Below are 12,801 nucleotides of genomic sequence, written 5' to 3'. Positions count from 1 at the left end.
CGCCAGGCCCTCAGAAGAACAGGTGCTCGAGCGGCCCGGCGGGCAGCGAGAGTTGCAGGAAGCGGCCGAAGATCACGTAGATGACGAAGCTCAGCGCAATGCCGATCGGCAGGGAAATCCAAAGTTTGCGCCGGCCAAAACCGAAGGCCGTCAGCGCGAAGAGCACGCCCGTGGCGATGGAGAAGCCGGCAGTCTTCAGGAGCAGCATCTGCCCGGCAAGGCCCGCGACGATCATCACGACCGGCTGCACCTCGATGGGCTCGCGCTCGGGAAAATCCCCGCGCCAGGCCTCGAAGGCCGTCCAGACGGCGAGCAGCGCCAGCCCGATCGCGACGACATGCGGCACCGTGGCGGGGCCGATGCGCGAATAGTTGATCACTTCCGCAAGCCGGCCGGCATCCCACCAAATGACGCAGGCAAGCACGAACAGGACCGGGGCGATGAACAGCGCCGCCCGGTCGGGGCGGCGCTTTGCGTGAGAGGACGGAACCTCGCTCATTTGACGAGCCCGATGTCCTTGAGGATGCTTTCGGTTGCGGCCACGTCCTTGTCGAGCTGCTCCTTGAAAGCGTCGCCGGCCAGATACGTGTCCTGCCAGCCCTTGGTCTTCAGCGTGTCCTTCCAGGCGGCGGAGTTCACCAACTTTTCGATGTCGCCATTGATGGTCGCGACCTGCTCGTCCGAAAGGCCGGGGGCGGCCGCGATCATGCGCCAGTTCTCAACAACGACGTCGAGGCCACCTTCCTTGAGGGTCGGCCCGTCAATGCCCTCGATGCGATCGGCGCTGGAAATGGCGATCAGACGCAGCGTGCCGGCCTTCACCTGGGCTTCGAACTCGCCGTATCCGGAAATACCTGCTGTCACCTGGTTGCCGAGGATCGCGGCAAGCGCCTCGCCGCCGCCGGCATAAGCGACATAATTGATCTTGGTCGGATCGACGCCGGCCGCCTTGGCGATCAGGCCGGCCGTGATGTGGTCCGTACCGCCGGCCGAACCGCCGGCCCAGGACACCGCGCCCGGATCGGCCTTCAGCGCCTTGACGAGGTCTTCGAGATTCTGGATCGGCGAGGCGGCAGGAACGACGATCGCCTCATATTCGCCGGTCAGGCGGGCGATCGGCGTCACGTCCTTGAGCGTTACCGGCGACTGGTTGGTGAGGATCGCGCCGACCATGACGTAACCGCCGACAATGAGCGCGTTCGGGTTGCCGTTGTTCTGGCTGGCGAACTGGGCAAGGCCGATCGTGCCGCCGGCGCCCGGAACGTTCACCACCTGCACGCTGCCGGAAATCTTCTCGTCCTGCAGCACGGTCTGGATCGAGCGGGCCGTCTGGTCCCAGCCGCCGCCCGGACCGGCCGGCGCGATGATCGTGTAATCGGCGGCCGCGGCCGGAAGCGCCAGGGCGCCGGCGATAAGGGATGCCAGGAAGAAATGTTTCAAGGGTCTGTCCTCCGTCAGGCGCGGTTTACGCGCATATCGTTGCTTGGCGAGAGGACACGCGCAGCCACGAACGGCACACGCCCGCTGGCGGGCGCGTTGCGACAGAATTTTCCTCCCGGTCTTCCCTCCGCCTCCACGGATGGGAAGACCCCTAAGCCAACACAGGAAGCTGACATCTACCTGACATGGCCACGCGCTGCCTTTCAGCGACGCCCAAAAGCCTATTGCATGCGCAGCACGTCGTTCCAGCGGGCAATGAGGCGCGCCCGCTTCACCTGGTCTAGATAGACCATAAGACCGGGACTGACCGGCACGGGCTTCAGCTGCGCGCCGAGCAGGGCCCGCATGGTGCGCGCGGTATTGGAACCGGAGACCTCCGGGCTGACGGCCGCGATCTGCAATTCGCGCGACAGGATTTCCTGCCCCTGCTTCGACATGAAGAAGGCAAGGTAGCGCCGGCCGAGTTCCGGAGACGCCGCCGCCTGCGGCACGAGGCCGATGCGCGACATGACGACGGTATAGTCCTTCGGCAGCACGATGCCGACATTGGGATTGCGCGAGGCCCAGTCCGCCGCATAGGAGCCGAGAATGTTGTAGCCGAGCACGAACCGCCCGTCGGCCACGCGCTCGAGAATGGCCGAACTGGTGGAATAGAGTTTGACCCCGGCTGCCCCCATCGCCCGGATCACCGTCCAGATATCGCCGAACTGCTCCTGGTCGCGCGCCATGAAGAGAAAGCCCACGCCCGAGCGCTCGATGTCGTAGGTGCCGATCCGGCCGTAAACCGCTTCGCCTTCGCTCTTCAGGTATTCGACGAATTCGGCGCGCGAGGCCGGCGGTTTGCGGTCCTTGAAGCTCGGCTTGTGATAGACGAAGACGGCCGGCTCGAAGGTCAACGCGTAGGCGGTGTTGCGCCAGTTGGCCCATTGCGGCCAGTGTTCGCTCATCGGCAGGTCGCTGCGCTGGGCATAGCCGTCATTGCTCAGCTTCACCTGCAGGTCCATGGCCGAAGAGAAGGCGAAGTCGGCGGTCTTCTGGCCGGCATCCGTCTCATGCACGATCCGGTCATGCACCTCGCCGGTCAGCATTTCCTCATAGCGCACCGCCACATCCGGATTGGCCGCCTGGAAGCCCGCGATCATCGGACGCGCAAGCGGCTCGTCGAGCGAGGAATAGACGACGAGAACCGCCGCATCCGCTTTTCCGCCCCTGGCCGGAAACAGCGTTCCCTCCGCAAAGGCGCACGATATCACGGCGAGCAGCATCAGGAAGGCGAGGACAAGGCGCATCGCAAGACCTTGCCAAAGCGCAAGGCCGTTCACAAGTCCGCCGCCGCCCGCTACGTTGGCCTCGGGAGGACAAAACGTGCGCATTCTGCTGGTCGAGGACAACGAAGCCCTGGCGGACGGCCTGTCCGCGATCCTCAAGGGGACCGGTCATGCCGTGGATGTGGTGCGCGACGGTGCATCCGCCGATGCGGCCATCGCGACGGAAAACTTCGATCTCGTCGTGCTCGACCTGACCCTGCCGGAAATGGACGGGCTCGACGTTCTCCGCTCCATGCGCGCGCGCCAGAACAAGGCGGCCGTGATGATCCTCACCGCCCGCGGCGCGCCGGAGGAACGGGTGCGCGGGCTCGACCTCGGCGCCGACGACTACATGATCAAGCCTTTCGACATTTCGGAATTCGAGGCGCGTGTGCGCATGCTGCTGCGCCGTCAGGCCGGGCTGCGGTCTGCCGCCGTCACCTATGGCGGCGTGGCGTTCGACCTCAATTCCCGTACCTTTTCCGCTGATGGCGCGCCGCTCGATATTCCCGCCCGCGAACTCGGGCTGCTCGAAATCCTCTTCATGCGCGCCGGCAAGGTGGTCGCCAAGGAGGCGATCATGCAGTCCCTCGCCGCCTTCGACGACGATCTCTCCGCCAACGCCATCGAGCAATACGTTAGCCGGCTCAGGAAAAGGCTCGCGCCGCACGGCCTGACGGTGCGCACGGCTCGCGGCATCGGCTACTATCTCGACAAGGCGACCGTCGCTTGACCCTCTTGCCAGCCTCCTCGCTGCGCCGCCGCCTGCTGGCCTGGCTGCTGGTCTCGACAGCGGTCATCGGCGTCATCGCCCTCGTCGATACCTACCGGGAGGCCGTGAAGACGGCGAATTCCGTCTCAGACCGCGTGCTTGCCGGTTCTGCGCTCGCCATTGCCGAACGCGTCGTGGTGACGGAGAACGGCGCGCTGGAGGTGGATATTCCCTATGTCGCGCTGGAAATGCTGACCTCGGCGGCCCAGGACCGGGTCTTCTACCGCGTGGACGGTCCACCGGGCCACTTCATCACAGGCTACCAGAACCTGCCCACCATCGCCCAGGCGGAGGGCCAGTCGATGAGGTTCCAGGACGCCACCTTCCGCGGCGAGCCGATCCGCATCGCCGTGCTTCACCGCTCGGCGTCGACGGGCATCAACTCCGTACCCTTCGCGGTCACGGTCGCCGAAACAACCATCGCCCGCCGCCACTTGACGCAGGCCATCCTCATCCGCTCGGCACTGCGCCTCGCCATGATGATCGCGGGCGCCGCCGCCATCGTGTGGATCGCTGTCACTGTGTCGCTCCGGCCGCTCTATCGCCTGAGCGATGCCATCGCCGAGCGCAGCCCCGATGATCTCCACCCGATCGAGCAGCGCGCGCCAAGCGAGGTGCAGGGGCTGGTCGACACGGTCAACTCCTTCATGGTGCGCCTGCAATCCGCGCTCGATGCGCTGCGCCATTTTTCCGGCAATGCCAGCCATCAGCTGCGCACGCCGCTCGCCATCATCCGCACGCAGCTCGCGCTCGCCAGCCGTGCCACGACGCTGGAAGAAGCCCAGGAGGCCGCGCGCAAGGGCGATGCAGCCGTCGCCCATGCCGAACGCATCCTCGCCCAGCTTCTCCTGATGGCGAAGGTCGATGCCGCCGGGTCGAACGAGCCCCGGCGCCCCGCGCCGATCGACATTTCCGCCCTCGCCCAGCAACTGATCGCCGACCGCGTACCGTCAGCGGCGGATGCCGGCATCGACCTTGGCTATGAAGGGGATGGTCCCGTGCTTGCGCGCGCAGAGCCGCTGCTGTTCGGCGAACTGCTGCGCAACCTCGTGGAAAATGCCATCGCCTATGCCGGGCGCGGCGCGGAGGTCACGGTCAGCGTTCGGCAGGCGGAGAATACGGCCGTGCTTGCGGTGGAAGACAACGGACCCGGTATTCCACTCGAACGGCGTCCCCTCGCTCGCCAACGGTTTTCGCGAGGCGAACATCGCGATGCACCGGGCATGGGCCTCGGCCTGCCGATTGTCGAGGAGATCGCCGCACTGTTCGATGCGGCGGTTTCGCTGGAGAGCGGCGAAAACGATCGCGGGCTACGCGTAACGGTCCGCTTCCCGGTGGCGGCCGGCTAGGCCTTGCGCCAGCCGAGCAGCCCGGGCGCCGCGTGCCATACGGCCTGAACGGCAAAGCCCATGAAGAGCACGCCCGACAGGCGCACGATGGCGAGTTCATGGCGGCGATAGAAGCGCCGCACCAGGCCCGCGCCGATGATCCCGATCAGGATGACATCGGCCACGAGGAAGCCGAAGAAGGACACGCCCAGGAGCGCCGGCAGCGCGGAAAAATCGAGCGCGTTGGAGGACCCCGCCAGCAGCGCCGTGAAGGTCGCCAGTGCGACCGGATAACCCTTCGGATTGGTCAACCCGAAGACGAGGCCACGCCGCAGCGGCCGCTCCACCGTCATTACCGCGCTGCCGTCCTGCCGCGGTTTTGCCCGCAGCGCCGACCAGCCGATCCATGCCAGATAGAAACCGCACAGAAGACCGAGCACGTCGAAGACCGTCGTGCCGATCGTTCGCGCCCCGACGATGGCGACCAGCGCCAGCGCCGACCAGAGCAGGTCACCCGCCAGATGACCGCCCATGAAAAGCGCACCGGCCTTGCGCCCCTGCCCCGCCCCGATGCCGAGAAGCGCAAGGAAGGCCGGTCCGGGAATGAGCACGTAGAGAAGGGCGGCCATAAAGGCGCCGAAGAACATCGTGGCTGTCATGGTTTGCCCCCAGAAGATCGCTCAATCTCAGGGCTTTCAGGGGATTCGTCAAGATGGTGTCAGGCGCGGATCCGCGCGATGCAAGGCAGTCATGCAAAGGGCTGCGGGCTTGCCGGTTGCGACTGGCCACGGGAAATAGTAAGCAAGACTTAGAATAGCTGTCTGAAAGCCTCCATGTCGTCACGCCCCGATCCCGATGCGCTCGGCTTCGTCCTCACCGACGTCGCGCGCATGTTGAGAAGCGCCTTCGAACGGCGTATCGCCTCCGCCGGCCTTGGCCTCACCCCGGGCGAGGCCCGCACGCTCGTCCGCATCGCCTCGCTCGAAGGAAGCCGTCAGTTCGACATCGCCCAGCGCATGGGCATCGAACCGATGACGCTCTCCACCTATCTCGACCGCCTCCAGAGCCTCGGCCTTATCGAACGGCGGCCGGATCCGGCCGACCGCCGCGCCAAGCTGATCTTCACCACCCCCGCCGCCGGCACCCTGATAACAGGCATCCGCACGGAACAGCTCGACCTGATGCAACAGGTCACGAGCGGCATCGGCGCAGACGAGCTTGCGCAGATCCACGGCCGCCTGAAGCTGCTGCGCGCTAATCTTTCGGCACTCGAGGAAGACGACGCCGCCCTGACGCTTGCCCGGGAGACCGGACGATGACGCAGGCCCGCATGAGCGAGCGCCGCACCTCCATCATCAGCGCCTTTCTCGTTGCCATCGGCCCCGTTTCCATGGCGCTTTACACGCCCGCCATGCCCGAGCTGGTACACGCCTTCGCCTCGACGGAATCCGCAATCAAGCTGACGCTTTCCTTCTATTTCGCCGGCTTTGCGCTCTCGCAACTGGTATCCGGCACCATGTCCGACGTGCTCGGTCGACGAAAGACGACCCTGATCTTCATGTCCGTCTATCTCGTTGGCAGCATGATGGCGGCCTTCGCCCCGACCGTCGAGGTGCTGCTGGCCGGTCGCCTCGTGCAGGGCATCGGCGTTTCGGTCGGCACGACGGTGTCGCGCGCCATCGTGCGCGACCAGTTCACCGGCAGCGAGGCCGCCCGTATCATGAACATGGTCGGCATGATGCTGGCCATCGGTCCGGCCGTCTCGCCGACGCTCGGCGGCTTCGCGCTCGGCCTGTTCGGCTGGCAGTCGATCTTCTTCCTGATGGTGGGCTTTGCGCTCTCGGCCTGCGGCATCGTCTATTTCTGCATGGCCGAAACGACGACGCCGGATCCCGCCAAGGGCCATATCCGGCCGATCCTGAGCGCCTACCGCACCATCGCCAGCAGCCCGCGCTTCCTGTCGGCGACGCTGGTGATAGCCGGCGCGCTGGGCGCTCTCTATGGCCAGGCGACCATGCTGCCCTTCATCCTCATCGATCGCGTCGGGCTGACGCCCACCCAGTTCGGCGTCGGCATGCTCATGCAGTCCGGCTTCTTCTTCCTCGGCACCATCGCCGTGCGGCTCCTGATGCGGCGGCTCACGGCCAACGGGATCGTCATTGCCGGCCTCTGTTGCATCGGCACGGCCAGCATCCTCATCGTGCTGGCATCCCATGTGCTTGCGCAACCAACCTTTCTGAGCGTCATGGGCCCGGTCGGCCTCTACGCCTTCGGCATCGCTTTCATCATGCCCTATATGATGACCGCCGCCATGGAGCCCTTTCCGCATATCGCGGGCTCCGCCTCGGCGGCGATGGGCTTCATCCAGATGGGGGCCGGCTTCCTTGCCGGCGTGATCGCCGCTGCCATCGGCATGCCGCTCTTCGCCTTCGGCATCATCATCCCGTCCATGGGCCTCATGGCCGTGCTGGCCTATGCCTGGTATCGCGCGGTCTGCGGGCGCGAACCCGTCCTTGCCGGGGCAACCTCCACGGGCAAACCCTCGGAATGAAAAAACCCGCCGCCGTCTCCGGCAGCGGGCCATGTCTGCGATGCCTTGAGATCAGCCGCGCTTGTTGCGGGCGGCCAGCGTGCGCAGGCGCAACGCGTTCAGCTTGATGAAGCCTGCGGCGTCCTTCTGGTCATAGGCGCCCTGGTCGTCCTCGAAGGTGACCAGCTTGTCGGAATAGAGCGACTTGTCCGATTCACGGCCGATAACCATGACATTGCCCTTGTAGAGCTTCAGCGTCACTTCGCCCTCGACATGGGTCTGGCTCTTGTCGATCAGGGCCTGCAGCATCTCACGCTCCGGCGAGAACCAGAAGCCGTAATAGATCAGCTCCGCATAGCGCGGCATGATCTCGTCCTTGAGATGCGCGGCGCCGCGGTCGAGCGTGATCGATTCGATGGCGCGGTGCGCGGCAAGCAGGATCGTGCCGCCGGGCGTTTCGTAAACGCCGCGCGACTTCATGCCGACGAAGCGGTTCTCCACGAGGTCGAGACGGCCGATGCCGTTGTCGCGGCCATAGGTGTTGAGCGCCGCAAGCAGCGTCGCAGGCGACATGCGCACGCCGTTGATCGATACGGCGTCTCCGCGCTCGAAGCCGACCTTGATGATGGTCGCCTTGTCGGGTGCGGCTTCCGGCGAGATGGTGCGCATATGCACATATTCGGGGGCTTCGATGGCCGGATCTTCCAGAACCTTGCCCTCGGAAGAGGAGTGCAGCAGGTTGGCGTCCACCGAGAACGGCGCTTCGCCCTTCTTGTCCTTGGCGACCGGAATCTGGTGCTGCTCGGCGAATTCGAGCAGGTGCGTGCGGCTCTTGAACGACCAGTCGCGCCAGGGGGCGATGATCTTGATGTCGGGGTTCAGCGCATAGGCCGAAAGCTCGAAACGGACCTGGTCGTTGCCCTTGCCGGTGGCGCCATGCGCGATGGCGTCGGCGCCGGTCCTGGCGGCGATCTCGATGAGGTGCTTGGAGATCAGCGGGCGGGCGATCGACGTGCCGAGCAGGTAGACGCCTTCATAGACAGCATTGGCACGGAACATCGGGAAGACGAAATCGCGCACGAATTCCTCGCGCACGTCCTCGATGAAGATCTCCTTGATGCCGAGCATCTCGGCCTTCTTGCGCGCCGGCTCCAGCTCTTCGCCCTGGCCGAGGTCGGCCGTGAACGTCACGACTTCCGCGTTGAGTTCGGTTTGAAGCCACTTCAGGATGATCGAGGTATCGAGGCCGCCGGAATAGGCCAGCACGACTTTCTTTACGTCTTTATGTGATGCCATGATGATGAGGTCCGTTGCATGAAAGGGTCGCGGCAAGCCCGCAAGGCCCGGTGTCGCGGCACTTTTAGCGAGATTGGCGCGTGACGCAAGGGCGGTGCCCGCTGCATCCTGCCGCAAGCGGGGTTTGACGCCGCCGCAGGCGACCCCATATTGCGCAGGACTGGACCATGGAAGGGGATGAACCCATGACCGACCTCAAGGACATCATCAAGAAAGGCAATGTCGCCGTCATCACCGGCGGCGCATCCGGTATCGGCCTTGCCGCCGCGCGGCGCTTTGCCGAGGCCGGCATGTTCGTGACCATCGCCGACCGCAATACCGACCAGCTCGCCGAAGCGCGCGCCGAACTCGAAGCCATCGCCGGCGAAGCCAACATCATGGCGGTGGAAACCGACGTCGCCCATCGTCACGAGCTAGAGGCGCTGGAGCGCGCCGTCCAGCAGCGTTTCGCCCGCGTTCACGTGCTCATGAACAATGCCGGCATCCAGCCGGACACCTCGATCTTCAGCGCCGAGGCAAACTGGGACCACATCCTCGCCGTCAACCTCATGGGCGTCATCCACGGCACGCAGGTCTTCGGGCCTAACATGCTGGCCCATGGCGAGCCGGGGCTCATCATCAACACCGGCTCCAAGCAGGGCATCACCACGCCGCCCGGCAATCCGGCGTATAATGTCTCCAAATCCGGCGTGAAGGTCTTCACCGAGGCGCTCCAGCATGAGCTGCGCAACACGGAGGGTGCAAAACTTTCCGCCCACCTCCTCATCCCCGGTTTCGTCTATACCGCGCTCACCAAAGGCGAGCGCACGGAAAAGCCGGATGCCGCCTGGACACCGGCCGAGACTGTCGATTTCATGATCGAGAGCCTCGAACGCGGCGATTTCTACATCCTGTGCCCTGATAACGACGTGTCGCGTGCACTGGACGAGCGCCGCATGGCTTGGGCGATCGGCGACGTCATCGAAAACCGCCCCCCGCTGTCACGCTGGCACCCGGATTATGCGGAGAAATTTCGCGCCTTCGTGGAAGAGACGTAACGGGCCATAACAAGCTTTGATTGGTAATCGGCAGAAAGCCGGATAAGAGTTTTCGAACTTTCCGGCTTTCGAGACCCTTGCCATGGACTTCCTGCCCACGTTCCCGACACTGCTCGCCTTCTCTGCCGCAAGCCTTCTGCTCGCCGCCACCCCAGGCCCTGACATGACATTGTCGATCAGCCGGGCGCTGTCGCAGGGCCGCGGGGCCGCATTGTTCGTCGTGCTGGGCACCGGGCTCGGCATCTGCGTGCACACGCTGCTCGTCGCGTTCGGCATCGCGGCCCTCATCACCGCCTCGCCGACCGCCTTCATGATCCTCAAGACCGGCGGCGCCGCCTACCTGCTGTGGCTCGCCGTCCAGGCCATCCGCTACGGTTCGAACTTCACCGTGAAGGCCTCGACCGGCCCGCGCGGCAGCGCATTCGCCAACATCTCGACCGGCTTCTGGGTGAACCTGCTCAACCCGAAGGTCATCATCTTCTTCATGACCTTCCTGCCGCAGTTCGTCTCGGCGAGCGATCCGCACGTGACCGGCAAGCTCATCTTCTTCGGCATTTTCTTCATTCTCATCGGCATGCCGGTCAACGCCATCGTCGTGCTGGCCGCAGACAAGCTGGCCGCCTGGCTTCAGCAAAACCCGAAGGTGCTGCGCGGTATCGACTACACCTTCGCCGGCGTCTTCTCGGTCTTCGCGATGAAGATCTTCCTCACGCAGTCCCGGTAGGACAGATCACACCTTGTAGCGGTAGTGGCCAGTGATGGGATAGGCAAACAGCACGTCCTCCATCCGGGCGCCGGCGCCGATATTGTGCACAACCAGCGGCCGGCTTCTGTCGGGCGTGCGCTCATCCGCGACGATGCCGATATGCGGAAGGTTGCCGGGCAACATTTGCGAAACGATGTCGCCCGGACGGTAATCGGCAGCGTTATTGCTTATGGGCAGGGTCGCATCCGCCCGCCGGAAGAAGGCTTGCAGGTTGGGCACTCGCCGATGGTCGATATTGCGATCGGTCCGGCTCAGACCCCACAGAGCGGGATAGGCCGAAAAGGCGCGCCGCATGTCCTCGTGCACCAGCACCTGGAGGTCGACATCGAGAGCATCGCGATAGGCCCTGATGATGACATCCGTGCACACGCCGCGCTCGCGCGGCACATCGCCGCCGGGATAGCCGAGCTTCGTATAAGCGGCATCATAGGTGCGCGTAACACCGACCTGCCGCCGCGCGGCGGTCACGAGCTTTGCGGCGGCGTCATCGACGGGCTGCTGCGCGCGCAACGCCGTCGCCGCCGCTAGAACCAGACCTGACGACAGGCCACCGACAAGAAAATCACGACGAAACAATATGGATACCCCCGAATTCCGACCGCGCGACGCTGCAGACGGATTCGGGCGCTTTGGTGACACGCCTCAGCCGATCAGCAGGGCGTCGTCATCCAGCGTCTGGCCGCGCATCTTGCGGAACATCGCGATGAGATCCTCGACCTGCAGCGTCTTGCGGCTGTCGCCGGCAACATCCAGCACGATCTCGCCACCATGCAGCATCACGGTGCGGTGGCCGTAATCGAGCGCCTGGCGCATCGAATGCGTCACCATCAGCGTCGTCAGCTTGCGCTCGGAGACGATCTTCTGCGTGAGGGTCATGATGAACTCGGCCATGCCCGGATCGAGCGCCGCCGTATGTTCGTCGAGCAGCAGCACGTCGGAACCGGCAAGCGTGGCCATGACGAGCGAGACCGCCTGACGCTGGCCGCCGGAGAGCAGATCCATGCGGTCGCGCATGCGGTTCTCGAGCCCCAGATTGAGCTCGGCGATCCGGTCGCGGAAGAGCGCGCGCCGCTGCGGGCCAAGCGCCGAGGCAAGTCCGCGCCGTTCGCCGCGGCGGGCGGCGAGCGCCAGGTTCTCCTCGATCGACAGCGCCCCGCAGCTTCCCGTCAGCGGATCCTGAAAAACGCGCGCCACGCGCCCTGCACGGGCAGCCGTGCCCTGCCGCGTGACATCGGTCGTGCCGATCGTTACCTTGCCCTCGGTAGCGATCACGTCGCCGGCGAGAACGCCGAGCAGCGTCGACTTGCCGGCGCCGTTGGACCCGATGACCGTGACGAACTGCCCCTCCTCGATGGTGAGGCTCACGCCGTTCAGCGCCTGCTTCTGCAGCGGCGTGCCCTTGCCGAAGGTAACCTTGATATCGGAAACGGAAATCATCAGGCGGCTCCCCCGCGACGAAGGCGCGGCAGCACGAGCGCCACGGTGACGAGCAACGCCGTCACGAAGTTGAGGTCCGAGGCCTGGAGGCCGAGAATATCGGACGACAGCGCGAGCTGGATGGCGATGCGGTAGAGGATCGAGCCGACGACGCAGCCGATCAGCGCGATCAGGATGCCGCGCGCGCCAAACAGCGTCTCGCCGATGATGACGGCGGCAAGGCCGACGACGATGGTGCCCACGCCCGACGTCACGTCGGCAAAACCGTTGGTCTGCGCAAACAGCGCGCCGCCGAGCGCAACGAGCGCGTTGGAAAGCGCAATCCCGAGATAGATCTGCTTGTTGGTGTTGACGCCCTGCGCGCGCGCCATACGGGCATTGGCGCCGGTGGCACGCATTGAAAGGCCGGCATCGCTTTCAAGAAAGCGCCAGACCACGATGACTGCGATGACGACGAGAACGCCGACGAAAAGCGGGCGAACGTAGAAATCCCGCAGGCCATGGCCGAAGAACGGGCTGATCATCGTATCGGCATTGATCAGTGCCACATTCGGCTTGCCCATCACACGCAGGTTGACGGAGAAGAGCGCGATCATCGTCAGGATCGAGGCGAGCAGGTTGAGAATGCGGAAGCGCACGTTCAGCACGGCCGTCACCAGTCCGGCGAGAGCACCCGCCACCATGGCAACTGCCGCCGCCAGCCACGGATTGACACCCGCGATGATCAGGACGGCGGCAACGGCCGCGCCGAGCGGAAAGGATCCGTCCACCGTCAGATCGGGAAAATCCAGCACGCGGAAGGCAAGGTAAACACCGATGGCGACGAAGGCATAGACCAGCCCCAGTTCGACGGCACCCCAGAAGGCAATCAGGCTCACGGTTCTCGGC

Annotated in this window: 14 protein-coding genes; 6 read left to right on the top strand and 8 right to left on the bottom strand. The window is 65.0% G+C overall.

Annotation, left to right across the window (positions count from 1 at the left end):
- Window positions 1-10: 10 nt before the first annotated feature.
- From MNR02_RS01425 to MNR02_RS01415, 3 genes are all read right to left on the bottom strand, one after another.
- Window positions 11-499 carry a tripartite tricarboxylate transporter TctB family protein gene (locus tag MNR02_RS01425; protein ID WP_241947829.1) on the bottom strand — a complete coding sequence of 163 codons (489 nt, stop codon included), beginning with the start codon at window positions 497-499 and terminating at the stop codon, window positions 11-13.
- Window positions 496-1,440: a tripartite tricarboxylate transporter substrate binding protein gene (locus MNR02_RS01420; protein WP_241947828.1), complete on the bottom strand. Its 945-nt coding sequence runs from the start codon at window positions 1,438-1,440 to the stop codon at window positions 496-498. Before MNR02_RS01420 ends, MNR02_RS01425 begins: the two co-directional genes overlap by 4 nt.
- 221 nt (window positions 1,441-1,661) lie before the next feature.
- Window positions 1,662-2,705 (bottom strand): ABC transporter substrate-binding protein, encoded by a 1,044-nt coding sequence (locus tag MNR02_RS01415; RefSeq protein ID WP_371746726.1) that lies wholly within the window; start codon window positions 2,703-2,705, stop codon window positions 1,662-1,664.
- 100 nt (window positions 2,706-2,805) lie between these two features.
- Here MNR02_RS01415 and MNR02_RS01410 point away from each other — a divergent pair, with 100 nt between their 5' ends.
- Entirely contained in the window at window positions 2,806-3,480 is a 675-nt protein-coding gene (locus tag MNR02_RS01410) for a response regulator transcription factor (protein ID WP_241947826.1), read from the top strand.
- Window positions 3,477-4,868, top strand: a complete 1,392-nt coding sequence (locus tag MNR02_RS01405) for a sensor histidine kinase (RefSeq protein WP_241947825.1) — start codon at window positions 3,477-3,479, stop codon at window positions 4,866-4,868. The genes MNR02_RS01410 and MNR02_RS01405 overlap by 4 nt, the downstream gene beginning before the upstream one ends.
- Here the strand turns inward: MNR02_RS01405 and MNR02_RS01400 are convergent.
- Window positions 4,865-5,506 carry a LysE family translocator gene (locus MNR02_RS01400; protein ID WP_241947824.1) on the bottom strand — a complete coding sequence of 214 codons (642 nt, stop codon included), beginning with the start codon at window positions 5,504-5,506 and terminating at the stop codon, window positions 4,865-4,867. The genes MNR02_RS01405 and MNR02_RS01400 overlap by 4 nt on opposite strands.
- Window positions 5,507-5,680: 174 nt before the next feature.
- Between MNR02_RS01400 and MNR02_RS01395 the strand changes: the two genes are divergently transcribed.
- On the top strand, window positions 5,681-6,166 hold the full coding sequence (locus MNR02_RS01395) for a MarR family winged helix-turn-helix transcriptional regulator (protein ID WP_241947823.1): 486 nt from the start codon (window positions 5,681-5,683) through the stop codon (window positions 6,164-6,166).
- Entirely contained in the window at window positions 6,163-7,398 is a 1,236-nt protein-coding gene (locus MNR02_RS01390) for a multidrug effflux MFS transporter (protein ID WP_241947822.1), read from the top strand. The genes MNR02_RS01395 and MNR02_RS01390 overlap by 4 nt, the downstream gene beginning before the upstream one ends.
- Window positions 7,399-7,449: 51 nt before the next feature.
- On the opposite strand, the gene MNR02_RS01385 is transcribed toward MNR02_RS01390, so the two are convergent.
- Complete coding sequence (locus MNR02_RS01385) at window positions 7,450-8,673, bottom strand: argininosuccinate synthase (protein WP_241601043.1); 1,224 nt, start codon at window positions 8,671-8,673, stop codon at window positions 7,450-7,452.
- A 185-nt stretch (window positions 8,674-8,858) separates the two neighbouring features.
- On the opposite strand from MNR02_RS01385, the gene MNR02_RS01380 reads away from it, so the two are divergent.
- Together MNR02_RS01380 and MNR02_RS01375 are read left to right on the top strand one after the other, a co-directional pair.
- The gene (locus tag MNR02_RS01380) at window positions 8,859-9,710 is read left to right on the top strand and encodes an SDR family NAD(P)-dependent oxidoreductase (protein ID WP_241947821.1); all 852 of its coding nucleotides are present in this window, start codon (window positions 8,859-8,861) and stop codon (window positions 9,708-9,710) included.
- Window positions 9,711-9,792: 82 nt separating this feature from the next.
- Entirely contained in the window at window positions 9,793-10,434 is a 642-nt protein-coding gene (locus MNR02_RS01375; RefSeq protein ID WP_241947820.1) for a LysE family translocator, read from the top strand.
- A gap of 6 nt (window positions 10,435-10,440) precedes the next feature.
- Here the strand turns inward: MNR02_RS01375 and MNR02_RS01370 are convergent, their stop codons facing one another.
- The 3 genes from MNR02_RS01370 to MNR02_RS01360 all read right to left on the bottom strand — a co-directional run bounded on the left by MNR02_RS01370 (window position 10,441) and on the right by MNR02_RS01360 (window position 12,791).
- Entirely contained in the window at window positions 10,441-11,052 is a 612-nt protein-coding gene (locus MNR02_RS01370) for a DUF1287 domain-containing protein (protein WP_241947819.1), read from the bottom strand.
- Window positions 11,053-11,118: 66 nt separating this feature from the next.
- Entirely contained in the window at window positions 11,119-11,913 is a 795-nt protein-coding gene (locus MNR02_RS01365; RefSeq protein ID WP_241947818.1) for an ABC transporter ATP-binding protein, read from the bottom strand.
- Entirely contained in the window at window positions 11,913-12,791 is an 879-nt protein-coding gene (locus MNR02_RS01360) for an ABC transporter permease (RefSeq protein WP_241947817.1), read from the bottom strand. The genes MNR02_RS01365 and MNR02_RS01360 overlap by 1 nt, the downstream gene beginning before the upstream one ends.
- Window positions 12,792-12,801 lie beyond the last annotated feature (10 nt).

The sequence above is a fragment of the Shinella sp. H4-D48 genome (genome assembly GCF_022637395.1).
Taxonomy (GTDB): domain Bacteria; phylum Pseudomonadota; class Alphaproteobacteria; order Rhizobiales; family Rhizobiaceae; genus Shinella; species Shinella sedimenti.
This window is presented reverse-complemented; position numbering and strand designations above follow the sequence as displayed.

Bases quoted from the DNA above. Each gene is read 5' to 3' on its own strand.
- MNR02_RS01425 (WP_241947829.1), bottom strand. From the start codon at position 499: ATGAGCGAGGTTCCGTCCTCTCACGCAAAGCGCCGCCCCGACCGGGCG.
- MNR02_RS01415 (WP_371746726.1), bottom strand. From the start codon at position 2,705: ATGCTGCTCGCCGTGATATCGTGCGCCTTTGCGGAGGGAACGCTGTTT.
- MNR02_RS01400 (WP_241947824.1), bottom strand. From the start codon at position 5,506: ATGACAGCCACGATGTTCTTCGGCGCCTTTATGGCCGCCCTTCTCTAC.
- MNR02_RS01395 (WP_241947823.1), top strand. From the start codon at position 5,681: ATGTCGTCACGCCCCGATCCCGATGCGCTCGGCTTCGTCCTCACCGAC.
- MNR02_RS01390 (WP_241947822.1), top strand. From the start codon at position 6,163: ATGACGCAGGCCCGCATGAGCGAGCGCCGCACCTCCATCATCAGCGCC.
- MNR02_RS01385 (WP_241601043.1), bottom strand. From the start codon at position 8,673: ATGGCATCACATAAAGACGTAAAGAAAGTCGTGCTGGCCTATTCCGGC.
- MNR02_RS01380 (WP_241947821.1), top strand. From the start codon at position 8,859: ATGACCGACCTCAAGGACATCATCAAGAAAGGCAATGTCGCCGTCATC.
- MNR02_RS01375 (WP_241947820.1), top strand. From the start codon at position 9,793: ATGGACTTCCTGCCCACGTTCCCGACACTGCTCGCCTTCTCTGCCGCA.
- MNR02_RS01365 (WP_241947818.1), bottom strand. From the start codon at position 11,913: ATGATTTCCGTTTCCGATATCAAGGTTACCTTCGGCAAGGGCACGCCG.